Origin of the sequence: Terriglobus sp. TAA 43 (assembly GCF_000800015.1) — a bacterium.
Lineage (GTDB): Bacteria > Acidobacteriota > Terriglobia > Terriglobales > Acidobacteriaceae > Terriglobus.
This window is the reverse complement of record NZ_JUGR01000002.1, coordinates 598583-620405: the sequence shown is the minus strand read 5'-3', so window position 1 is coordinate 620405 and position 21823 is coordinate 598583. Positions and strand designations below refer to the sequence as shown.

Annotated in this window: 22 protein-coding genes; 9 read left to right on the top strand and 13 right to left on the bottom strand. The window is 58.0% G+C overall.

Features of this window, described 5'->3' with window-relative positions:
• Positions 1-52: 52 nt before the first annotated feature.
• Both M504_RS17265 and M504_RS17260 read right to left on the bottom strand, forming a co-directional pair.
• A complete protein-coding gene (locus tag M504_RS17265) occupies positions 53-589 on the bottom strand; it encodes a hypothetical protein (protein WP_047496873.1) in 537 nt (178 codons plus the stop codon).
• Between the two features lie 69 nt (positions 590-658).
• Entirely contained in the window at positions 659-1558 is a 900-nt protein-coding gene (locus M504_RS17260; RefSeq protein WP_047496263.1) for a ferritin-like domain-containing protein, read from the bottom strand.
• A 254-nt stretch (positions 1559-1812) separates the two neighbouring features.
• Between M504_RS17260 and M504_RS17255 the strand changes: the two genes are divergently transcribed.
• The 5 genes from M504_RS17255 to M504_RS17235 all read left to right on the top strand — a co-directional run bounded on the left by M504_RS17255 (position 1813) and on the right by M504_RS17235 (position 6911).
• Complete coding sequence (locus M504_RS17255; RefSeq protein WP_047496260.1) at positions 1813-2472, top strand: carbonic anhydrase; 660 nt, start codon at positions 1813-1815, stop codon at positions 2470-2472.
• Positions 2469-3383, top strand: coding sequence for a bestrophin family protein (locus M504_RS17250; RefSeq protein WP_047496258.1), 915 nt, complete (start codon positions 2469-2471; stop codon positions 3381-3383). Before M504_RS17255 ends, M504_RS17250 begins: the two co-directional genes overlap by 4 nt.
• Positions 3384-3475: 92 nt before the next feature.
• Entirely contained in the window at positions 3476-3880 is a 405-nt protein-coding gene (locus M504_RS17245; RefSeq protein ID WP_047496255.1) for a BlaI/MecI/CopY family transcriptional regulator, read from the top strand.
• Positions 3877-5805, top strand: coding sequence for a M56 family metallopeptidase (locus M504_RS21515; protein WP_052200974.1), 1929 nt, complete (start codon positions 3877-3879; stop codon positions 5803-5805). The genes M504_RS17245 and M504_RS21515 overlap by 4 nt, the downstream gene beginning before the upstream one ends.
• On the top strand, positions 5802-6911 hold the full coding sequence (locus M504_RS17235; protein ID WP_047496252.1) for a hypothetical protein: 1110 nt from the start codon (positions 5802-5804) through the stop codon (positions 6909-6911). The genes M504_RS21515 and M504_RS17235 overlap by 4 nt, the downstream gene beginning before the upstream one ends.
• 1 nt (position 6912) lies before the next feature.
• Here M504_RS17235 and M504_RS17230 read toward each other — a convergent pair whose 3' ends face one another.
• Positions 6913-8286 carry a S9 family peptidase gene (locus M504_RS17230; protein ID WP_232296341.1) on the bottom strand — a complete coding sequence of 458 codons (1374 nt, stop codon included), beginning with the start codon at positions 8284-8286 and terminating at the stop codon, positions 6913-6915.
• A gap of 157 nt (positions 8287-8443) precedes the next feature.
• Positions 8444-9175, bottom strand: coding sequence for an ABC transporter ATP-binding protein (locus M504_RS17225; protein ID WP_047496249.1), 732 nt, complete (start codon positions 9173-9175; stop codon positions 8444-8446).
• Positions 9176-9270: 95 nt separating this feature from the next.
• Between M504_RS17225 and mctP the strand changes: the two genes are divergently transcribed.
• Positions 9271-10758 carry a monocarboxylate uptake permease MctP gene (gene mctP / locus M504_RS17220; protein ID WP_198137670.1) on the top strand — a complete coding sequence of 496 codons (1488 nt, stop codon included), beginning with the start codon at positions 9271-9273 and terminating at the stop codon, positions 10756-10758.
• Here the strand turns inward: mctP and M504_RS21510 are convergent.
• From M504_RS21510 to acpS, 3 genes are all read right to left on the bottom strand, one after another.
• Positions 10755-11591: a TIGR03435 family protein gene (locus tag M504_RS21510; protein WP_052200973.1), complete on the bottom strand. Its 837-nt coding sequence runs from the start codon at positions 11589-11591 to the stop codon at positions 10755-10757. The two genes, mctP and M504_RS21510, sit on opposite strands and share 4 nt — an antisense overlap.
• Positions 11592-11621: 30 nt before the next feature.
• Positions 11622-12707: an MlaD family protein gene (locus M504_RS17210; RefSeq protein ID WP_047496244.1), complete on the bottom strand. Its 1086-nt coding sequence runs from the start codon at positions 12705-12707 to the stop codon at positions 11622-11624.
• Positions 12708-12823: 116 nt separating this feature from the next.
• On the bottom strand, positions 12824-13213 hold the full coding sequence (gene acpS, locus M504_RS17205) for a holo-ACP synthase (RefSeq protein ID WP_047496241.1): 390 nt from the start codon (positions 13211-13213) through the stop codon (positions 12824-12826).
• A gap of 112 nt (positions 13214-13325) precedes the next feature.
• On the opposite strand from acpS, the gene M504_RS17200 reads away from it, so the two are divergent.
• Positions 13326-13730 (top strand): hypothetical protein, encoded by a 405-nt coding sequence (locus tag M504_RS17200; protein WP_047496239.1) that lies wholly within the window; start codon positions 13326-13328, stop codon positions 13728-13730.
• A gap of 43 nt (positions 13731-13773) precedes the next feature.
• Positions 13774-14151: an RNA-binding S4 domain-containing protein gene (locus tag M504_RS17195; protein ID WP_047496236.1), complete on the top strand. Its 378-nt coding sequence runs from the start codon at positions 13774-13776 to the stop codon at positions 14149-14151.
• Positions 14152-14231: 80 nt separating this feature from the next.
• On the opposite strand, the gene M504_RS17190 is transcribed toward M504_RS17195, so the two are convergent.
• From M504_RS17190 to M504_RS17180, 3 genes are read right to left on the bottom strand one after another with little or no spacing between them, the layout of a single operon-like run.
• Positions 14232-15125, bottom strand: a complete 894-nt coding sequence (locus tag M504_RS17190) for an undecaprenyl-diphosphate phosphatase (RefSeq protein ID WP_047496233.1) — start codon at positions 15123-15125, stop codon at positions 14232-14234.
• Between the two features lie 18 nt (positions 15126-15143).
• Positions 15144-16127: a hypothetical protein gene (locus M504_RS17185; protein ID WP_047496231.1), complete on the bottom strand. Its 984-nt coding sequence runs from the start codon at positions 16125-16127 to the stop codon at positions 15144-15146.
• Between the two features lie 19 nt (positions 16128-16146).
• Positions 16147-17154, bottom strand: coding sequence for a threonine/serine dehydratase (locus M504_RS17180; RefSeq protein WP_047496228.1), 1008 nt, complete (start codon positions 17152-17154; stop codon positions 16147-16149).
• A 122-nt stretch (positions 17155-17276) separates the two neighbouring features.
• On the opposite strand from M504_RS17180, the gene M504_RS17175 reads away from it, so the two are divergent.
• Entirely contained in the window at positions 17277-17921 is a 645-nt protein-coding gene (locus tag M504_RS17175) for an epoxyqueuosine reductase QueH (protein ID WP_047496226.1), read from the top strand.
• Between the two features lie 17 nt (positions 17922-17938).
• Here M504_RS17175 and M504_RS17170 read toward each other — a convergent pair whose 3' ends face one another.
• The 3 genes from M504_RS17170 to M504_RS17160 all read right to left on the bottom strand — a co-directional run bounded on the left by M504_RS17170 (position 17939) and on the right by M504_RS17160 (position 21806).
• Positions 17939-18439: a DUF2165 family protein gene (locus M504_RS17170; protein ID WP_232296340.1), complete on the bottom strand. Its 501-nt coding sequence runs from the start codon at positions 18437-18439 to the stop codon at positions 17939-17941.
• A gap of 133 nt (positions 18440-18572) precedes the next feature.
• The gene (locus M504_RS17165; RefSeq protein ID WP_047496222.1) at positions 18573-20030 is read right to left on the bottom strand and encodes a hypothetical protein; all 1458 of its coding nucleotides are present in this window, start codon (positions 20028-20030) and stop codon (positions 18573-18575) included.
• A 234-nt stretch (positions 20031-20264) separates the two neighbouring features.
• Positions 20265-21806 (bottom strand): sulfatase-like hydrolase/transferase, encoded by a 1542-nt coding sequence (locus tag M504_RS17160; protein WP_052200972.1) that lies wholly within the window; start codon positions 21804-21806, stop codon positions 20265-20267.
• Between the last annotated feature and the right edge of the window lie 17 nt (positions 21807-21823).

Sequence of the window (21823 nt, the reverse complement as noted above, 5' to 3'; positions counted from 1 at the left end):
AGGCCGCTCTAAGAGCGGCCTTTCCTATTTCGTATTCGGGCTGAAGTAGCTCTTAACGGACGCCGATGGGGCGACCGTTGTTCCACTCGTCGGCGACGACACCGATGGAGTTCAGCGTGTCCATGGCTTTTTCAACGTTGATGCGGAGCTGGCGACGGGCGGCTTCCGGTGCGTCGTGGGCCTCTTCAATGGCGACGACGCGGCCGTAGGGCCATGCTTCCTTGGGAATCGCGTTCAGAGCCTCGGCCAGGTTGACGGGATCAATGTTGAGTATCTGGCGACGGGCGGCCTCAGGGCGCAGCATGGTGCCTTTGCCCAGATCGCTGGGGTTGGCATCCGGCATGAGCACGTGCAGCGTGATCATCTTTTCCTGCACGGTCAGCGAGGGATTCTGCCAGCCGGCGATGGAGCTCACGGACATGTAGAGAGTCTTTGACGGCGGCGGAATCTGGGCCAGGTCGCGGCGCGCATCGTTCACCTGTGCTGCGGCTTCACGGCTGGCTTCTGCTGCGGATGCGGGCCTGCTATGGCAACCGGTCAGCGGGACGAGGGAGACGGCAGAGAGGAGAAGAAGAGCGGAGGTACGCACATCACTAAGAATAGCAACGCAGCCCACATAGATTGCAGCAGAATGTGGGCTGCATTGCCGATTTTTTGGCTACACGGTAGTGATGTTGCCGTTTACACCGTTGGGGAAAAACGCGCCCTTGGCGGTTCCGGCAGCGGTGTTGTTGTACAGAATGGCCAGAGTCTGCGAGGTGGAGCGCTGGTAGGCAAAACCGTTGAAGGTGTTGGTCTGGCCGGGGACGCCGTTTGACGCTGTGTCAAAGAAGCCACCATTCGCCGTTGTGGGGCCTTGCTGGGCGAGGGCCACCGTTCCGGGATCGCCCGGTTTGATGTCATAGCCGTCTGCTGGAACATAACCGGGAAGGCTGCTGGGGTAGCCGGAGTTCTGCTGGATGGCGATGAGACGAAGTGCACCGGCATGGAAGCCTTCAACAGCCAGGATCTGGGCCAGCGCGGTGGCATTGTTGCCACTCAGCCTTGCAATGATGCCCGCGTATGCGGTCGCACCGACGTCCTCCAGTAAGCGCGCAATGGGGATTACGTTGGAGGCATTGATGGCGGTGATGACAGAAAGATTGAGTTGCGGCCGCGCGATGGAGAGGCCACTCCCGACGGCTGTTCGCAATGCGGAGACGTGTGATGTCTCATCAAAATAAATTTCGGCGAAGAGATCTGCGATCTGCTGGTTGGGGAACGTCAACTGCCCAGGGGCACCTGTGGGCGCGGGGCCACCGCCCGTCAGAGAGCTGTCCAGATCCTTGCCGGTGACGACGTAGGAATAGAGTGTGGCCTGCAGATACTCAATGTTCAGTGCGAAATTGAGCGTGTCGATTTCCGGTTGCGTTGCTGCATCGACGTAGGGTGCGGGGTCGCCACATCCAACTGTCATGGCTGCGGCACCGGCGACGCCAGCGCAACTGAGAAAACGACGCCGGCTCAGAAGATCGTTTTTCATGTTCTTCTTTGTGCCGGATGTTGAAACGTCTGTCATGTTGCCATTGTCTCCTTACAGCTGGTTGCGAAAAGATCGCATGACGATTCCTTTTTATGAAAGGATAAGCCCGGGCTGTTGGGCACTTAGAGCGCAAAGAGCGGGTATGCGTTGTAACGAAACGGATGCTTTTACGAGAAAAGCATTATCGTCCGGTAAGCGCACAGAACCCGCTGTCTGAAAGCGATTTTTGCTTCCGTTGAGAGATGTCGTGCGTACTTACACACTGGATACTTTCCGCAGGAGATGGATGAATGGTCAAGAGCAATGAAACCCTGGAGAAGCTGAAGCGAGGCGTTCTGCAGTTTCAAAGTGAGGTGTACCCGGCCCGCCGCGAAGAGTACGAATACGCTGCAACGCACCCGCAGAAACCGCACACCCTGCTGATCACATGCGCGGATTCACGCATCGATCCGGAAGCACTCACGCATAGCGGCCCTGGTGAGATTTTTGTCGCGCGTAACGTGGGCAACATGGTGCCGGCCTATGGCGAAATGATGGGTGGTGTGTCTGCCGTGATTGAGTACGCGGTGGATGCGTTGAAGGTGAACCACGCTGTTGTATGCGGTCATACAGACTGTGGCGCGATGAAGGGCATTCTTGCTGGAGAGGGTGCGTTGGACGCGATGCCCACAGTGAAGAGCTGGCTTCGCAATGCTGATGCTGCCAAGCGCGTGGCGCAGACAATCGACGGCGAGAAGCCTGCATTGCATACGATGACGGAGCAGAATGTGTTGTTGCAGCTGCAGCATCTGCGCACGCATCCTTCTGTGGCGGGAGCCATCGCTCGCGGTGACCTTACGCTTTCTGGATGGGTGTACGACATTGGCCACGGCGATGTTCGCATCTATGACGAAGCAGCGAACCGCTTCCTGTCTGTTCGAGAATCCGTTGCTCTGGAGGCCACTGCTTGATTGTTCCTCACGCGCCGCAGCTTCGACGACTGCTGGAATATGTGGGTATGCCGCTTCTGCTGTTGTTTCTCTGGGACGGTGCAATTGTTCTGTTGTACAAGGTGGCGCATTGGGATTGGGTGGCATTGCCACACATCCCACTGGCGCTGCTGGGATCATCCATTGGCCTGATTGTTGCGTTTCGCAATAACAGCAGCTACGGCCGATGGTGGGAAGCGCGCACTATCTGGGGCGGTATCGTAAACAACTCCAGATCATGGGCACGCCAGGTGCTCACAGCCATCGCGCCTCAGAAGAATGCGGAGCTGGAAGCCGTTCGTACGATGCAGGTACGGATGGTATATCTGCAAATTGCGTGGGTGCATGCTCTGCGGCAGCAGTTGCGCGGTCTTCCCCCGCTGGATGAGTTGCATGGTCTGCTGACAGAAGATGACCTGATGGCGCTGAAGGAGCAAAAGAATGTCGCCTTCACGCTCCAGTTGTGGCAAGGCGACCTGGCGCGGAAGGCGTTGGAGAACGATTGGGTTGACAGTCTACAGTGGTCGTCTTTGGACGGTACGCTGAATGATTTGATCGACTTTCAGGGCGCTTCGGAGCGCATCAAGAACACGCCGATGCCAAAGCAGTACGACTTCTACCCCCAGTTGTTTGTGAAGATCTTCTGTCTTCTGCTGCCGCTGGGGCTGGTACAGAACATGGGTTGGTTTACGCCGCTCGGCTCTACGATTGTGGGTTTCATCTTTATCGCGCTGGATAAGATCGGTCGCGACCTGGAGGATCCTTTCAACAACACGATCTACGATATTCCGCTCACAGCGATGAGCCGGACCATCGAGATCAACCTGCGGCAATCTCTGGGCGAGCGTTCCTTGCCTGCGGCATCAGAACCGGTTCACGGAGTGCTCTGGTAACAATGGGGTACGCTACTCCTAAACTTTTAGTTGACACGCGGCGGCGGACAGGCGCATTCTTACTCCTAAAGATTTAGGAGGAAAGAACGCGAATGTCCGCCGCCACTTCTGATAAGACCGCACTCACGCCGCTGGAACTGGAAATTATGCAGGTGCTGTGGAACCAGGGCCCCAGCACAGCGACGGAAATCGTTCCTCTGCTGAATGGCAACCTGGCCTACAACACCGTTGGCACCATGCTGCAGGTATTGCTGCGCAAGGGGCGCGTGAAACGTACGGCAGAGGGGCGAGCGTATCGCTATCGCGCGACAGTGACCCGGGAGCGTGCCGCCGGTTCTGCGATCGGCGATCTGTTGAAGCGCATGTTTGCGGGCGATGCGCAGGCCATGCTGCTGGCCATGGTCGATTCCGGACACGTGGATGCGGAAGATCTGCAGCGCGCTCGAAAGGCCCTGCAGGCAGCGGAGCGTGAGGACGCGAAAGAGGCGCGGGGATGAGCGCGCCCGGTCTGTTTGACCAGGTGATTGCTGCCTTTGCGTTGCATGCCGTGTGGCAAGTGCCGCTGCTGGCATGTGCGACGTGGCTGGCGGTGCGAGTGGGGCGGCCAAAGGTTCGTCTCGCACATGCGCTGTGGATGTTGACGTTGCTGTTGTGTGTCGTTGCACCGCTCCTGTCGACGTGGCAGGGATATCGCGTGGCACGCGCACAGCATCGCGTGAGTACGGTTTCCATTAGCTACCCCACAGCCGATGCAGCGCATGATGCTCCGCCGATGCAGCGCGAATCAGTCTGGCTGCGTTTGGTTCACACTCACTTCAATTCTGTGGATGGTGTGCGGCCATTTGCATTTGCTCTGCCGCCGTATGTGGCGCGCGGTATCAGCGCGGCGTACGTGTTGCTGCTGGTGTTTTCCTGCCTGCGATTCGGCATGGCGTGGCGACGTGCGCGGCGCCTGGTACATGCAGCTTCTGCAGATGTTCCACAGAGATTCGTTCGGGCCATGGAGATGCAGTGCGAGGCGATGGATTGTCGTGCGCCACAGGTCGCGACGAGCGATGAGGTTGCAGGGCCGCTGCTGGCTGGAGTGATACAGCCGACATTGCTGTTGCCTCGTAATTCAGCGGACGAATTGAGCGATGAGGAAGTCGAGGCGGTGTTGGCGCATGAGCTTTCCCATCTTCGTCGCCGCGATCCTCTCTGGCATACCGTGTCTTCCGTGATGCTGTTGCCGGTGCAATTCCATCCTGTAGCAAAGTGGATTGCATCACGCATTCGGCAGACGCGTGAGATGGCGTGCGATGCAGAGGCCGTGGCGTGGATGGGATCGTTGTCGCGCTACGCGGATGCGCTGTTGTGTGTGGCGGAGCGGATGTCGTTTACGCCTGCGGCTACGCAAGGCGTGGGGCTGGGACTTTTCGATGTGGAGCATGTGTATGCAGCTACTGTTCGCGACGGTTGGCTGCGGTCAAAAACAGGGCCTGCGACGGCAGGTCTCGAACTCTTCGACGCCACGGGCGCCATGGAGGAACGTATGAGGTCCATGATGAAGAACAATGAAGTGATAAGTCTTCGCAGTCGTTGGATGCGTGGACTTGCTTCTGCCGCAATTGCTGTAACAGGAGTCGCGGCAGCGAGCATGATCCAAGTGCAGCCTGCGTTGGCTGCACCACAAAAGGACGCGACTGTGGAAACACAGACGATAGTTACCGTCGATGACCAGGCACCCGCACTGGTAAGCGGACATCGTGTACAGAAGCAGTTGCTCGATGCAAACCGCCGGTTGAATGAAGCGAAGACAAAAGCGACCAGCGATGAAGACCGCATCAGGATTGCGACTGCGCAGCAGGTGCTTCGCGCGGCACAGTCAGAACTGGCGGAGCAGAGTGCGCCTCGCACAGTTACGGTTCATGTCGTTCATGATGCGCCACTGATGAGTGGGGATGATGTGAAGGTGCACCTGAAAGTGCGAGACGCGGAACTGTCTCAGGTGAAGCTGGATCATCAGAAGGTACAGTTCGATGTGCAATTGAAGGCATTGCCGGTGCAGCGCGTTGAGTTGGCAAAGACGCAGGTGATGGTTGCGAAACTGGACTCGCCGGTGCTTGTGATTACGCCACAGGAAAGCGACAAGCCGAGGAAGGTTCCTGCGAATGTGATGGCGGGAAATACTTTGACTAAGGTAACGCCGGAGTATCCAGCGTCAGCGAAAGACGCGAAGATTCAGGGTGCAGTGGTGTTGCACGCGATCATTGATGAGAACGGCAAGGTGGAACAGATTTCCGTCGTTAGTTCTCCAGATAGTGCGTTGTCAAAGTCTTCCATCGAAGCAGTACAGCATTGGACGTATAAGCCGTATCTGCTGAATGGCAAGCCGACGGCAGTGGATACGACCATCAACGTGAACTTCACACTTGCACCATGATTCGTTGTTCTCTTTCTGTAGCGATGGCGGCGGTCTGCATGGTTCTTGCGGGATGCAGCGCCGCGCATCGCGTGGATGTGCCTTCGATTCGTCTGATGGAAGCTGCTGGCTATCCTGTGTTGTCTTCTACTGCGGACGCGTCAAAGCAATTGACGGTGCAGACGACCGTTGCGCTGGGTGCGGTGTCCAGTGCGGATTGTTCGATTGTGGGTAAGGTGTTTTCGTTGCGGCCTCCCACCGCAGGCACGGCGCAGTGGACGATGACGAGTCCGAGCGTGCAGGGATGGCAGGTGGCGGATACGGCATCGCAGCTTCGCACGGAGTGGAGTGCGTTTGTCGCACAGCTTGCGGAGCGCAGGCGCGCAGGATGTTTTCGCGCGGGCTGGAGTGCTGCTCCGTTGCAGCAGACCATAGCAGATGCCATTCCTGTGCCCGCGGATGAGGCTTTGGTGCTGCGTTATGGATTCAGCGGCGAGGGGGTTGCGGATCTGCAGCCAGGCATGGTGTTGCAGGTGGAGCGCAGTGTTCTTGGCGAACGCAAGGGACGGCGTGAGTTGCAATCCCTGCAGGCAGATTATGAAGTGATTGCCGCTGGTGAAGGTGTTCGGCTGAAGCAGGTGCGAGCGGAGACGCTGCACATGAAAGAGCGGCCGGATGAAATTTTCGCGCTGGATAAGCTCACGCAGAGTGCGACGCATCTGCGACTGCTGCTGCAGAACCTCACTCCGGGAACATCGGCGCAGCGGCCCCCTATTTTGTTGATGGGTAAGGAAGACGCGGCATTGCAGCATGCTTCCTCAGGTGTGGAAGCACAAGGATGCAATGTGGCGAAAAGTGTTGCCGGTGTACAGTGTCTGACGTTTCATGAAGCGGTCAGCCTGTTGGTGTCGGTGAAAGTGAATCGCAAGCCTGTGACGTTTGCGTTGGGGACAACGCTGGGCGTGGCGCTGGAGTCGCAGGGGATTGATCCTGCGACTGCAACGTTACGTCGTTCGTTGACGAGCGGGCGCTTTGCCACGGTGGTTTTTCCCCAGACGCGGGACGGCGTTTCCCACATTGTGTTGCAGGGCGGGGATGAGATTGCCGGAACTAAGTTAAGTAAATGAACTAACGTTCCGGGTGCAGATTGATCCTGAGGAAGTCCACATAGACTGGCCAGTCGGAAGGAACCATGCCGTGGCCGCCGTTGTGCATCTCGTAGCTTAGATCGTGAAAAATTGGTACGCCTGCCGCGGGTAAGACATCTGTGCCGAGGTCCTGCTTGCCGTAGAGACGGTAGACAGGGCCTGCAGCGACGGCGGCAAGGAACTCGCCTTTAGGATCGCTCCAGAAGTCTGTGTTGCCGGTCTGCAGCAGCAGCGGACGGGGCGCGACGAGTGCGACGAGCATGTTGGCATCCATCGGTGCGTTGTCGGGGAAACCTGCGTAGTTGGCCCAATTCTTTGCGAATTGATAGGGGTAGCGACTGGGCGCCGTCATGTGCGCGATGGTTTCGCCGTAGTTGCGATGGCTGAGTGCCCCGCCACCTTCGCCGCCGCAGCTTGCAATGACAGCGGCGAAGCGTTGGTCATGCGCGCCTGCCCATAGAGCGGTCTTACCCAGACGTGAGATGCCGTGAACGGCGACACGTTTCGCGTCGATGTCTTTGTCTGTCTCGAAGTAGTCCTGCACGCGGCTCATGCCCCACGCCCATGCGGCGATGGAACCCCATGCGTCGCCGGGACGGTCATCGTTGTTCTTGATATTCATGGCGCGCACGCCGTCGGGAACGCCGGCGGGATAGTCGGGATCGATGTCGCCGTAGTAGAAGGTGGCGATACCGATGCCTGCGTCAAGGAAGATGTCTGCGTTGAGCTTGCCGAAGGCGCGCGTGGGCATCTCGCGCTTGCCGGTTTTTGGATTCCAGACTTCGACAGGGCGGATGCCGGGATCGTCAAAAGCCATCTGGGGCGCGCCGAAGTTGATGCTGAGCAACACCGGAGTGCGCTTCTTTGCAGAGACTTTGTTCGCCGGAAGATATTCGACCAGGTTGATGTGCGGGCCGGTCTTTTCCTTGTTCAGCCAGATCACAACTTGTTTGCGGACGGCTTTGCCGTTGAGGGCGGGCGTGCCTTTGTCGAAGACTTCAAAGCTTTCGTCTGCGGGCTTGCCGGGCGCGATGCCGTATTGCTGCGTTTCAAAGATGCGTACGATTTCGGGGCGGCGTTTGGTTTCCCATGTCTTCACGTCGCGGACGGGCGTGCCATCGGCCATCTTGAGCGCGTCTGGAAGTGTGTAGGTGCCCACTTTGCTCTCGTCGTAATTGACGGGAATGCCTGCAACGTCCTCAGGCTTGGCGGGAGGCGTCGTGGACGTTGCGGAAGGCAGATTGGGGCCAGCCTGCGGCGTTGCCGGAGCGCTTTGTGCGTTTGCTGTGGATGCAGCGAGAAGGATGGCGGTGAGCGCGAGAGGCAGGCGGGTGGCACGGAATGTACGGCGCAACGGAATACTCCATGTGCGAAAGTAAGTACCGTCACACCGTAGTTTCACGTAACAACAGGCGTCAAGTGCCAGCCTGAGACATTTGTATGAATTGAGAAGAAAGTAAAACGCCCTCGTCTTCGCTGAGGACGAGGGCTTGTTAGGAATGATTTGCTGATTAGCCTGCTAGCAGGCTGCCGATGAGCGATTTGCGCGATTCGCGCGGCGGAGGCGGCGCTTCGTGCAGGCGGCCGTCGCGGACGTAAAGTATGCGGTCGGCGATGGCTGCGGCTTCCGGATTGTGCGTGATCATCAACACGGTCTGGCCCATTTCCTTGGAGGCATGGCGCAGCATCTCGAGGACGGTTTCGCTGTTTTCTGTATCGAGATTGCCGGTGGGTTCGTCGGCGAGGATGATGGCGGGGCGAGTGATGAGAGCGCGTGCAATGGCCACACGCTGCTGTTCGCCGCCGGAGAGTTCGCTGGGACGGTTATCCAGACGATTCTCAATGCGAAGAAGCTCCGCGAGATGGTGCAGCAGATTCTGATCCAGGGGCTCTCCGTTATCTGCAATGGAGTGCGCAAGTTCCACGTTGCCGCGCGCGGTGAGTGTGGGCAGCAGGTTGAAACGCTGGAAGATGAAACCGATCTTCTGGCCGCGTTTGCGCGTGCGTTCCCCGTCAGAGAGGGAACTGAAGTCTACGCCGTCAATGGTGACGGAGCCGCCCGTGGCGCGAGTGAGGCCACCGAGGAGGTAGAAGAGTGTCGATTTGCCGGAGCCTGAGGGGCCGACGATGGCGACAAACTCGCCGCGATCAATGGTGAAGGTGGCGTCGCGCAGAGCGTGTGTTTCGATCTTTCCGCTGCGATACGTTTTTCCGAGCTGCTGGGCGACGATGATGGGCGGCATACCGCTTTTAAGTCTATCGCGGATGGGCGGCGGGCAGGGTTTGCCGTCATTTTGCTACCATTCGCCTATCCATGAATATGGCTCTTGCGGGGAACATGCATCCTGTTGCGCTTGCGGTTTTTTGTGTTGCGTTTGCGCTGGTGACGGTGGCGGGATTTCTTGCCGCAAAATGGCGGCGCCCAACGGAAGGACTGCACTCGCTGGAAGAGTGGGGGCTGGGCGGGCGTTCGTTCGGCACGCTGATCACCTGGTTCCTGCTGGGTGGCGACGTGTATACGGCCTATACCGTGATCGCGGTGCCTGCGGCGCTGTATGGTGCGGGCGCGCTTGGTTTCTTTGCGGTGCCGTACACCATCCTGATTTATCCGTACATGATGCTGGTTCTGCCTAAGCTGTGGACGGTGTGCCACCGCAATGGCTATGTCACGTTTGCGGATTTTGTGAAGGGGCGGTTTGAGTTTCGTCCGCTGACCGTAGCGATTGCGCTTACGGGCATTCTTTCGCTGATGCCATACATCGCGCTGCAGCTTGTGGGCATGAAGGTTGCCCTGGCTGCGATGGGGTTGCGCGGTGAATGGCCGCTGATTCTTGCGTTTCTGATTCTTGCGTTCTATACGTATTCGGCTGGTCTGCGCGCGCCTGCGATTATTGCCGTGGTGAAAGACATCATGCTGTACGTGATGGTGATTGCCGCTGTGATCTGGCTACCGTCGAAACTGGGCGGCTTTGGGCATATCTTTGCCGTGGCGGCTGCGGAGTTGCCGAAGCATACGCCGCCGGGTGGAACGCTGCTGAAGGCGGGGCAGCTACTGCCGTATTCCACGTTGGCGATTGGATCGGCGTTGGCGCTGATTCTATATCCGCATACTTCGACAGCGACGTTGTCATCGTCCGGGCCACAGACATTGCGTCGTAATGCTGCGCTGCTGCCTGCGTACACGTTGCTGTTGGGATTGCTGGCGTTGCTGGGCTACGTGGCGTTGGCCGCGGGCGTGAAGGCAGCGGATAAGTCGGAAGTGATTCCGCTGTTGTTCCTGAATGGCTTCCCAGAGTGGTTCGCGGGATTCTGCCTCGCAGCGATCGCGATCGGCGCGCTGGTGCCTGCTGCGATCATGAGCATTGCCGCGGCGAATCTGTTCACGCGCAATCTGTGGGGCGAGTTTGTGTCGACGCCCCTGACACCGAAGAAGGAAGCTGCACAGGCGAAGATTGTGTCGCTGATTGTGAAGTTTGGTGCGCTGGCGTTTGTGCTGGAGACACCGGGTTCTTACGCGATTGAGATGCAATTGTTGGGTGGGATCTGGATTGCGCAGTTGTTTCCCGCAGTGGTGTGCGGCGCGTTTGTGAAACGTCGCGTGCTGCATCCGTGGGCTGTGTTTGCGGGATGGCTCGCGGGTATGGCGTGGGGATCAGGAATGGCCATTGCGCTGGAGTTCAAGGGCAGCGGCGTGTATCCGTTGCATGTCTTCGGGCAGACGTGGAGTATGTATGCTGCGATTCCTGCGTTGACTCTGAATCTGGTGATCAGCTTTGGATTGTCGCCGGTGTTTGCTCGGATGCGGCCAGTTGCTGTGCGTGCTTAGTTGTCCGACGGCTTCTCAACGTAGTCGATGACGAACACGCTGACTGGGCCTTTCGAGGCTTGTAGCTTGAGGCCGAGTTGTTCCTGAATCGCGGTAAACATGTCAGGAGCGTTCTGTTCGGAAGCGTCGGGGCGGATGGTAGCGGACTCGGGTGTCCATCGCAATTCGACGTCATAGTGTCCCGATAGATTGGTCTTGTCCACCACGGCTTTTGATAGGAGCCAGGAGAGGCTGGCGGCGAACTCACTGGATGACAGCTTGTAGCCCTTTGTATAGCCCATGCGGTTTTCCAGGTCGCCGCAGGGAGCGTCTTCTGGAATGCCCTCCGGATGGGAGAAGGGGCGAGGGCAATCTGCCTTTACGACGGACTCTCTCAGTTTTCCCGGCTTTGTGACCACGAGGTTGTAAACGGGCTGTTCTCTCGTTTCCCAGTGGTATTTAAGTTGGAAACGATCTTCCAGCACGCCTTGGAGCATGAGAGGGATGTCGTCGAATCCACGGACTTCGGCGGGCTTCGCGTTCAGGTCGAATCCGAGGGATTTGATCCAGTCCGGGCCACCGACAAACTGGTATGGCTGTATCTGGAACGCGTAGTGGATGAGCATCCAAAGGGAGCTATTGTCCGAGGTGAATCGTCCGTCGGGATACGCCTGAAAGTTGTTGAAGTTTTTGCGATCTGCCGGGTCGTGGGCGCGGACGGAGGCTACCTCAAAGGAGGGCCTTGGTGTATTGGCTTGCGATGTTGTGGCCTGCCCCATCGCTACGACCGAGATGGATGCAACCAGCATGGTCACGACGAGAAGCTTCCTGACAGGACGCATCCACTCGAACATTTTGCTCTCTTCTCAGAAGGAACGGAAAGACTAGAAGACTTTGAAGTGGATGGTCAGGTACTTCTTCGGGTCGCTGCGGATGGTGTTTACCAGCATCTGCGAATCAACGGCGAGCTTATCGAGGTTGTGATACAGCGCGGGGTCTTTTACGAGCAGGCCTGCAGAACCTTCGCCCTTGTTGATGCCTGAAAGAATATCGTTCAGGTTGCTGACAGTGGCGTTCAGCTTGCCTGCGAAGGCCTGGTCTTTCGTGAGCAGGCCCAGCGCGCCTTTGCCTGCGTCGGCCTCAGCCATCAGATTATTTGCATGGGCCAGCGTGGAGTTCAGGTTGTTATACAGCGCGTCGTCATGCAACAGCTTGCCTGCGGAACCTTTGCCTGCTGCCAAGTCGTCCACGATCTTGTTGAGCTTGGAAGTGGTCTGGTTCAGGTTGTTGTAGACGTCGTCGTCATGCAGCAGCTTACCCACGGAGCCTTTGCCGTTGTTGAGATTTACTTCCAGCGTGTGCAGCTCTTCAATGGTGGCGTTGGCGCGTCTATAGAGGGTGTCGTCGTAGATGAGTCCGCCGACGGAACCCTTGCCGGACGCGATCTGATCCACAATGCGATCCATCTTGGCGAGGATGACGTTCAGGCTCTCGATGGTGCCCTGGCTGGCCTTGACCACATCCTGAAGATTCGGTGCTTCCAGCGTCTTCAACTCTGCGTGATCTTGCACAATGGGGCCATTGGCAGTCTGGCTGTTCAGGTCGATCACGGTATCGCCAAGCACGCCCACGGTGGAGAGCGATGCGCGCGTGTCGGTGTGCAGGTCTCTCTGGTACTTGCCGTCAATGCGCATGGCCACCTGGATCGGCGTCAGTTTGCGCGTGGGATCGTGCACCACGTTGACCGATTTGACGGTGCCGATGGTGACGCCCTGCAGGTTGACGGCTGCGCCTTCTTTTACGCCTGCAGCATTTTCAAAGTAGGTGTAGAGGGTCAGCTTGCGCGAGAACAGGCCCAGCCCCTGCGCGCTGGTCATCAGGAACAGGAGCGTGATCAACAGGGACAGCGAGACGATGACCACTATGCCAACCTTCAACTGCGACCACTTCACTTCACTCTGGCTGGGCATGCGTGCAGGGTTACTCCTAATAGATCAACAATGTGCGGAGCGATGGTGCTTACCCCGGCCAGTTCGTTTCAAACGAGAGCTTACGTTAAATGGATGCAATTCCGGTAACTTTCGTTTCAAGCCGTTGGCAGGCTTTCGAGAACTACCTGTGCAATGGCGAGGTCGCGGCCATGGGACAGGCTGAGATGCGCAGCGGTCACTCCCATCGTAGCGGCTCTTTCGGCTGCGCGGCCATGAAAGAGAAGCGTGGGCCGGCCGCCGCGAAGATGTGTCACCTCAATCTCGCGCCAGCTTACGCCGCGTGCGATGCCGGTTCCGAGGGCCTTGGCTCCTGCCTCCTTGGCGGCGAAGCGCGCTGCCAGGCTTTCCGCGCAGTTTTTCTTACGCATGCAATAGGCGATTTCGCGCGGCGTAAAGATGCGATTGAGAAAACGATCGCCGAATCGATCCACGGAATCCTGTATCCGCGAGATTTCGGTCAGATCAACGCCCGTTCCAACGATCAAGAGAAATTCCGTCCTTGATCCTATGAGACATCAGAAGAAGACTTTGCGATAGAGGCAAACTGTTCTGCAACAGGGCAGTGCGGGCCATCACGGGGATGGTGTGCAGGCCGATATGCTTGTTGTGAACGATCCTGCAAGACAACCCGGACTACGACTGCGCGGCTTCACTTACCTGGAGCGAAACGCGCTGCTGCCGGAGTTGGGCGTGTCGATTGACCACGCCGGCGGGTGGGTTCTGGATCGTAAAACGCTGGATGCCAACTCGCTTGAGCTGGTGATGGAGTCGCAAGCCGCGTCGCTGCCCGATATCTATGGCGCGCTGTTGAGCAGCGGCCTGGAACTGACCCGCGACAGCCATCGCGCGTTGGCGCAGCGATGTCTCTGCAGCCAGCATTTGCCCCTGAGGCGCGGTCCAGCGGGCATTGTGCTGATGTATGTGGGAATCCAGTTTCTGGAGCAGTCACCGCAGCCGTTGGACATGGCGCAGGTCCTTCCTTTGAAGAGCGTCGTGGCCTGAATCTTTGCTAATTCCGCTCCTGTAAGGGCAAGATGGAGAGCAGATGGATTCGGTTCGGCTGGACAAATGGTTGTGGGCGGCGCGCTTCTTCAAAACACGTGCGCTGGCGGTGAAAGCTTGCGAGCTAGGCAGGATTAAGCTGCGCGATCAGCCGGTGAAGCCTGCCCGCGAAATCAAAGCAGGCGACGTGCTCCGCATTACCAACGACGGCGGAATCTTCACAGTGGATGTGCTGGCGCTGAGCGATGTTCGTGGACCAGCCGCGGCGGCACAGGCCCTCTATCGCGAGACGGAAGAAAGTGTAGCCGCCCGGAAGAAAGAACAAGAAGCGCGGAAGATGAACCCGTGGTTTGAGATGGATCGTTCCGAGCGGCCTACGAAACGGGATCGCAGGGATCTGAATCGGCTTCGCGGGCGATAGTCGTTCACAAGAACAAAACAGAAAATGCCCTGAACGTAAGCCTTACGTTCAGGGCATTTCTGTTTAGAGCGTTGGTGCGTCTACAGGAGCACGCCGGGGTGAGCGTGGAGCCAGTAGAGAATGACTGCGCCAATGATGATTCGATATGCGGCGAAGATGCCGAAGCCGCGTGTGCGTACCCATGACAGGAACCACGCCACCACCACATAAGCCACCACAAATGACACGGCCATGCCAATGATGAGGACGATCCAGCGTTCCGGTCCCATTACGAGCGGCGTGAGAGCCTCAGCACCTTGTGCGGCGATGTCCTTGGCGCTGGGGTGGACGGCCTTCAGCAGGGAATAGCCAGTGGCGGCGATCATGGTGGGGATTGAGAGCAGGAACGAGAACTCCAGTGCGGCAGGGCGATCCATGCCTGCGATCTGACCCGCGGCGATGGTGCTCATGGAGCGCGACGTGCCCGGCACGACAGCGGACAGCACCTGGCAAAGGCCAATCCAGATTGCCTGCGGCAGACTCATGTCTTCCACGTGCGTGGTGGAGGGTTCGCGACGTGACGCCCAGAAATCCACGGCCCACATGATGATGCCGCCAATGAGCAGCGCCAGCGCGATGACCGTCATGTTCTCAAGGTTCTCGCCAATCTTCTTCGTCAGGAGCTTCGCCGGAACGGCAGTGCAGACGAAGGCGATGAGCGTGAGCGAGATGGGGTGCGTCAGCCAGGTTTTGTCGCCGCGTTCGCCCTGCGGGAAGGTGCGGAAATAACGCACGATGCGCAGCAGGAAGAAGAGCAGGAGTGCCAGAATGGCTCCCAGCTGGATGACGATGGTGTACATCTTCCAGAACGGGTCGGCCAGCGGGATGTGCAGCAGTGCTTCGGTGATTCGTAAATGGGCCGTGGAACTGACCGGCAGAAACTCGGTAAGGCCTTCGACGATGCCAAGGATGACGGAAAGAATGTATGCGTTCAAAGGGCCTTCACCAGCGGATTAGTCGCGGTCACTGCCGTAAATCGCAATGCCCTGCTCCACCCTGTATACCAGACTGATGGCTCGAAGCGTGTAGTCGCTGTTGGGGAAGTTCTGCACCATGCGGTCACGAAGCTGGTGTACGCGCTGTGTGGCGACGTCTGCTTTCTTCTTGTTCTCCTCCGCGGCGTACATGGTTACCAGCACGCCCTGGCGATAGGCAGCGTCCCAGAGCGCCTCGGCGGTCTTCGGGCCGTTGGGGAAGGCGTCAGCGTATTTCATGTACAGTTCGGTCTCGCGTTCCGGGCATTTGGTCAGGCCCTGCCAGTCGCCGCATACCTTGATGTCCAGTAGATCGAATGCGGCCAGTGCGGGATATTTGCCGGTGCCGGTCTTCACGATGCGCTCCAAATCCTTCTGGTAGAGCTTAGGGCGCATGTTCGGATCGGGGTCTTTCCACGAGGGCAGGGTTGAGGCGTCAAATTTTGCTTCCTGCCAGCGGACGTCGGCGGAGCGCCATTGCGCTTCGGGGGCCAGCGGCGACGAAGGGAAGTATTCGTAGACGCGGCGATAGAGCAGGTAAGCCGAACCTACAGCGGTTTTTGGCGCGTGTGGTTCGCTGGCGGCGGCTTCCCATGTGGCGGCTGCGCCGTAAATCAGCTTGTCGCCGTTGGGTGTGGCGGAGGTGACGATTCCTTTGTCCTTGATCCAGCCAGAACGTGGGATGCTGCCTTCGTCGGTCGAGAATTCTGGCTCGTCCTCAGCCTCGGAGCGCTCCTGAATGTCGGTGTTCGCAAAGATTGACGCCCAGGGGCCGCTCTTTTCATTCACCACGATCTCGTGCCCCGGCGTAACGGTGCTGACGCGCTGCGAGTTGCCGTCGGGTGCAACGTAGACGTCCGCAGTGTGCAGAACGACGCCGCGCCGGGCGTCAGGCGCAACTTGTTTCTGCGCCATGGCGACAGTCGGAAGAGCGAGGCAGAGAACAGCGGCAAGCTTGCGCATATGTTTTCTTAGACGACGATTATGCTTTGGCGGTCAGTAGTTCTTGTTTCAACGACGGGTCAATGTTACCGCCGCTGACTACTACGACGATCTTCTTTGCTTCCGGCAGACGATCGCTGTGGAACAACGCTGCGGCGAGCGTGACCGCTCCGCTCGGTTCCGGAACGATATCGGTGGCCAGCAGCAGGACGCGCGTGGCTTCCAGGATTTCCTCTTCCGTGACGGTTGTAATGCCATCGACGAACTTCAAAATGTGCTGGAAGTTGCGCTCACCCAGGCTTTGCGTGCGCAGGCCGTCGGCAATGGTGCGGGTAGTTTTGCTGCCGGGCCACTCGATGAGTTCTTTCTTGTAGAAGCTTTCGGTAGCGTCACCAGCCAGTTCCGGTTCGCATCCCCAGACCTTCGCGTTGCTGCCGGAGAGCTTAATGCCGGAAGCTACGCCGCTGAGAAGGCCTCCACCGCTAACGGGCGAAAGAATCAGGTCGGCATCGGCAGCCTGTTCGGCGATTTCGAGTCCGCAGGTGGCTTGTCCCGCGATGATGTACGGATCGTCGTACGGCGGCACCATCACGTAGCCATGTTCTGCGACGAGTTCCTCGGCCTTCTCTTTGCGCTCGCTGCTGGCAGGGCCGACGAGGACGACTTCACCACCTAGAGCAATGGTGGCTTCGCGCTTGTTGATGGGCGCGGATTCCGGCATGACGATGACGGCCTTTGCACCCATTGCACGGCCTGCATAGGCCACACCCTGCGCGTGGTTGCCGCTGCTGTACGTGATAACGCCGCGGCTGCGCTCCTCGTCGGTAAGAGATGCAACCTTGTTGTAAGCGCCGCGCAGTTTGAAGCTGCCGATGGGCTGCTCGTTCTCTGCCTTCAACCAGATTTCGCTGTGCAATGGAATGTCGAATCCTGCTGCGGCCATGCGTTCGGGATCAAGCCGGTAAAGGCCTGTGCGGACACAGGTTCCGGCAATGCGTTCGCGTGCGGCGTGGATGTCGGCGAGGGTGATCAGCGGCTCTGTCGGCATGAATCTATTGTCGCGCATCTGCGCGCGTGAGAGGAAACAAGCGAATTGGCGGGTGATTCGGTATCCTAGAAGCAGGCTTTTCGCCGCGATTTGAGCGAAGTCTTGATCGGAACAGGAGCAGTATGCAGGAGCGCATCAAACTCGAACTGCCGGTGGGGAAGAGCAATCTTCTTCTGCACTCGTGCTGCGCGCCGTGTTCCGGTGAAGTGATGGAAGCAATGGTCGAATCGGGCATCCGCTTCTCGCTGTTTTTCTACAACCCCAACATCCATCCGCGGCGCGAGTATGAGTTGCGCAAGGAAGAGAATGTCGACTTCTGCAAGAAGATGGATATTCCCTTCATTGATGCCGACTACGACATGGATAACTGGTTCGCGCGCGTGAAGGGTATGGAGAACGAGCCGGAGCGTGGCATTCGCTGTACAGAATGCTTCGAGATGCGTTTTGAACGCACTGCTCTGTACGCGGCTGAGAACGGCTTTGACATCATCAGCAGTTCGCTTGGAATCTCGCGTTGGAAAGACTTTAATCAGGTGACGGGAGCAGGCGTGAAGGCCGCTTCACGCTATGACGAGTTGCAGTACTGGGAGTACAACTGGCGTAAAGGTGGCGGTGCATCGCGCATGATTGAAATCAGCAAGCGTGAAAATTTCTATCAGCAGGAATACTGCGGCTGCGCTTACTCGCTGCGCGATACGAACCTGGTACGCATCTCCAACGGACGCGAGCCGATTCGTATGGGCGAGAAGTTCTACGGCATTGAGTAGTTGCCGATTTTTGGCGCTTAACGATCTTCCGGTAGCAAAAGGACGATTAGCAGGATCCCTTCAATGGCGACCATGCGGAACGCAGCTTCCTGACCATTCCATATTTTTGATTGCCACATCAGGAACCACTCTGCACCCACTTCCAGAAACGCTACCAGCCATAGCAAAATTCCCGCGGTAAGCGCTACGACACCCAAGGTCTTTGTCTGAGTGAAGACCTGCGGTGTGGCATTGCGTGCCCAGAACATTGCAACAGCGGCCCACCAGCACAGCACCATGTTCAGCCCTTCATACGCGATGATGCCGAGGTAGAAGAGCAAGTGCGTCCACACCGGATGCAGCGCACGCCACATGCCTTTGTTGCCAGGAAAGGTGGTGTCCATGTCCAGCACGTGATGCACGAACTGGTAATTCGATTGGAAGTCAGTGATGTTATTGAAGACCACCAGCGTGAAGAAGAACGCCATGGCCGCCATCAATACGGATTTAGCAAGACGGACAGTGGTTGTGAAATGCAAGGATGACTCCTTGGCTACTTCCATCGAAGGTTGTTTGTTGAGAACCAGATGATATCGCGATTTTGCTTGCAGTTTAGTCAATAACGAAGGCGGCCCTTGTGGGCCGCCGTTGTGTTCTGCGTCTGTGATGTGTTTAGAAGTTGCGGGCGTAGGTGTCTCTGGGTAGGCCGGATTGACGGGCGCGGTTGCGGAGTGCAAATGCGCTGGATGAATCCAGAGGGCCGCCCAGTGCAACGAAGTATGGCGCGTGACCTGTGGGGGAGAAGACCTGCGGTTGCAGACCCATGTACTTCTGCTGCAGTTGCATAGCTTTCGCCTGCGCCTGTTGTTCGTGGTTGTAGGTGTAGGCGATCACGCGCCAGCCTGCTTGCGCGGTTGATGTGAGCAGCGAAGTCGTTGCGGAAGGTGCAGGTGTGTTGGTCGCGGCTGGTTGTGCGGGTTGAGGCTGTGCTTCCACAGGCGCTTGCGCCACTACGGCAGCGTGCGTTTCTGAAGGCGTTGGTTCGCTGTTGTGGAAGGTCACCCAGAGGACGACAGCAAATAGTGCTGCGAGCGAGCCGGAGATTGCATAGGCTTTGCGGCTGATGGGACGCGGCATGAGGGGGCGCATTCGCTTCCACATCGCGGATGCTGCGGACTCTGTGCCTGCCTGATAGCGCGGTTCATTGCGCAGGCTACCGAGACCCACGTCGAATGGATCGTCTGACTTTGTTGCGGATGGTTGGGTGCGACGTGGTTCTGATGCAGCAGTCTTTGCGGATACTTCTCGGTTTGCCAAAGCTCCGAGCACCGCATCGGGAGAGTTCGCCGCGCTTTGCGAAGCGGGCTGTGGTTTGACGGTGTTGGATGGCTGCTCATTCGCAACTGCAGCGGCAACAGTCACCGGCTTTGCGATGGGAGCAGGCTTCAAGTTGTTGAGGATGTCGACTACGCCTTGTGCAGTTATGGTGCCGTTGAGCGCGTTGGGAACGATGCGATCCATTGGGCTGGGCAGCTTCATAGACGCCGGCCCTTGCCATTCCAGTGCAAGGCAACGCAGCAGCAGCAGGCCCAGGTCGCGGACGTCGCGCTTGCGCAGAGCGTCATGTGATTCGGGAGTGTCTGCTTCAAAGTCGCCGATGCATTCACGGGCGCAATCGCTGCGCAGCTTCACCACTTCGCCGTGAGCGTAGACGTTGGAGGCATCGAGATGCTCATGGATGAGTTCTGTGGCGTGCAGTGAGGCGAGCGCACCCGCCACGGCTTCTGCTACTTCTTTGGTTTCGTCGAGTGTCAGTGGGCGATCACGCAACACGTCGGCCAGGCTGGCATCGATGGGTTCCAGCAGGCAGCAAGCCAATGGCACGCCGTCAAATGTGATCTGTCCGCAATGCTTGATGGCCTGCAGATTGGGATGCGTGACGGCAGAGATTTTTCGCCATCGGCCAACAAGTTCGCTTTCATCAAAGTGTGACTCGGTCAGGCGTAGCAGGGCTGGCTGGTCATCGGGCGTTGTGGTGCTGAAGAAGGCGCTGCGGCCTTCAGAGCGGAGTAGCCGGAGGATGGGATAACCGGCAAGAACATTGCCTTCGTATTCGGTCCATAAGTGCATACGTCACGATCCTGGGGGATTGAATTCTCAAGGGATCGCGTGCACGTTATTCACCAAAACGAAACGTAAGCAATCATGCGGTGTTTCGTTAGTACGTCAGTATCAACAAGGAAATTCCTGCCCGCGCTTTCATCAGGATCGGGAAGATTATCGGCATCTCTTGAGATACTGCGTCACCTACCGCCTTCCCATCTCGTGAACATTGCTTGCGTTTCGATGAAATCGCAGTGCGTTCTATCCTGCTTCGCCCGCCTTGGGATTGGGCTTGGGGTCGGTGCGGTGATAGCCCTCGGCAAGCTGCTTGCGACTGCGTTGTTCAATCTGATTCGGGTCTTGTCCGAGTTCTGCCACCAACACTTTGTGCATGTTTGCAATGCGTTGTTTGTGTTCGGGCAATGAAGCAAGGTTGTGCAGTTCCTTGGGGTCGTCGGGAAGGAAGTACAGTTCGTGTTCGTCCAGATGCTGCGCGTCAATCACGCAGTGGTAGACGTATTTCCAGTCGCCCTGGCGAATCATGGCATAACCGCTGGAGGTGAACTGAGCCCAGTACTCACTGACGGCTGTGTCCTTCCACTTGTGCGTGGAGTTATCCATCCACGAGAGCATGGAGGTGCCGTTCCAATCCTTTGGCGCTGTGCCGCCGCCCACTTCAATCAGTGTCTGCACCAGGTCCAGATGCGAGCTTGCGCCTTTGCGGCGTTGGCCACCCTTCCAGCGTCTGGGATAACTCACGATGAGCGGTACACGTGCTGCAGTTTCAAACATGTTGTTCTTCCACCACATACCATGCTCGCCCAGGTTTTCGCCGTGGTCGCTGCTGTAGACGATGATCGTGTTTTCCGCGATGTGCGGATGTGCCTCAAGCGCAGCGAGTACTTTGCCAATCTCGTCGTCCACCCAGTTGGTCAGGCCGTAATAACACTCGCGGCCTTGCTTCACCACAGCGTCGGGAACGCCGAGCTCCTGGAAGCCTGCTCGTTGCACCTTGTAGTTCAGCGGTAGCGAATCAAGGTAGCCCTCGGGGATCTCCGGCATGGGCACCTTGTCCTTGTAACGATCGAAGTATTGCTGCGGCACGGTCAGAGGGAAGTGCGGCGCGAGATAGCCAACGAAGAGGAACCACGGCTCGTCCGCGTCCTTGTGCTGCGCGAAGAAATCGAGTGTGCCCGCGGTGACCTTCTGATCGTGATTCATAATGCTGGAATCGTCGCCGGGATGGAACGATTCGAAGCGATCAGAGAGGGAAGCCTGCGTCAGATGCGTGGCGGCATCGCGATGTCCTTCGCCGGTCTTGTAGTTGTTGTTGAAGTTGCCGCCCCACTCAATGAATCCGTAGCGACGCGTGTAGTCGTAATGCTGCTTGCCGCAGAGATAACTCTTATAGCCAGCGGCATTCAGCACGCGTGGCAGCGTTGGCATGTTGGCATCAGGCAGTTCGCTGGTCAGTCCCCACGCATCCACGCGTGAGGCATACTTACCCGCCGTCAGCGATGCTCGCGACGGTACGCATAGCGGGGAATTGCAGTAATGCGTGTCGAACGTAATGCCCTTGGCTGCGAGCCAATCGATGTGCGGCGTCTGGATGAGCGTGTTGCCGTATGCGCCGGTGATGGCGTAGTTGTGCTCGTCCGACATGATCCAGAGGATGTTCGGCTTCTTCTTTGACGTGGGCTTGGGAGCAGCGTGCGCAGCTTGTGCCGTAGCAAGTGCGGCTGCGCTGGCTGCGGTGTTGCGAAGGAACTTGCGTCGGGAGAGTTTGCCTTGGTCGAAGTTCAATGGTCGCCCCTCAGGAG

Bases quoted from the DNA above. Each gene is read 5' to 3' on its own strand.
- M504_RS17260 (WP_047496263.1), bottom strand. From the start codon at position 1,558: ATGACAGACGTTTCAACATCCGGCACAAAGAAGAACATGAAAAACGAT.
- M504_RS17255 (WP_047496260.1), top strand. From the start codon at position 1,813: ATGGTCAAGAGCAATGAAACCCTGGAGAAGCTGAAGCGAGGCGTTCTG.
- M504_RS17245 (WP_047496255.1), top strand. From the start codon at position 3,476: ATGTCCGCCGCCACTTCTGATAAGACCGCACTCACGCCGCTGGAACTG.
- M504_RS21515 (WP_052200974.1), top strand. From the start codon at position 3,877: ATGAGCGCGCCCGGTCTGTTTGACCAGGTGATTGCTGCCTTTGCGTTG.
- M504_RS17235 (WP_047496252.1), top strand. From the start codon at position 5,802: ATGATTCGTTGTTCTCTTTCTGTAGCGATGGCGGCGGTCTGCATGGTT.
- M504_RS17225 (WP_047496249.1), bottom strand. From the start codon at position 9,175: ATGCCGCCCATCATCGTCGCCCAGCAGCTCGGAAAAACGTATCGCAGC.
- mctP (WP_198137670.1), top strand. From the start codon at position 9,271: ATGCATCCTGTTGCGCTTGCGGTTTTTTGTGTTGCGTTTGCGCTGGTG.
- M504_RS21510 (WP_052200973.1), bottom strand. From the start codon at position 11,591: ATGTTCGAGTGGATGCGTCCTGTCAGGAAGCTTCTCGTCGTGACCATG.
- M504_RS17210 (WP_047496244.1), bottom strand. From the start codon at position 12,707: ATGCCCAGCCAGAGTGAAGTGAAGTGGTCGCAGTTGAAGGTTGGCATA.
- M504_RS17200 (WP_047496239.1), top strand. From the start codon at position 13,326: ATGCTTGTTGTGAACGATCCTGCAAGACAACCCGGACTACGACTGCGC.
- M504_RS17195 (WP_047496236.1), top strand. From the start codon at position 13,774: ATGGATTCGGTTCGGCTGGACAAATGGTTGTGGGCGGCGCGCTTCTTC.
- M504_RS17185 (WP_047496231.1), bottom strand. From the start codon at position 16,127: ATGCGCAAGCTTGCCGCTGTTCTCTGCCTCGCTCTTCCGACTGTCGCC.
- M504_RS17180 (WP_047496228.1), bottom strand. From the start codon at position 17,154: ATGCCGACAGAGCCGCTGATCACCCTCGCCGACATCCACGCCGCACGC.
- M504_RS17175 (WP_047496226.1), top strand. From the start codon at position 17,277: ATGCAGGAGCGCATCAAACTCGAACTGCCGGTGGGGAAGAGCAATCTT.
- M504_RS17165 (WP_047496222.1), bottom strand. From the start codon at position 20,030: ATGCACTTATGGACCGAATACGAAGGCAATGTTCTTGCCGGTTATCCC.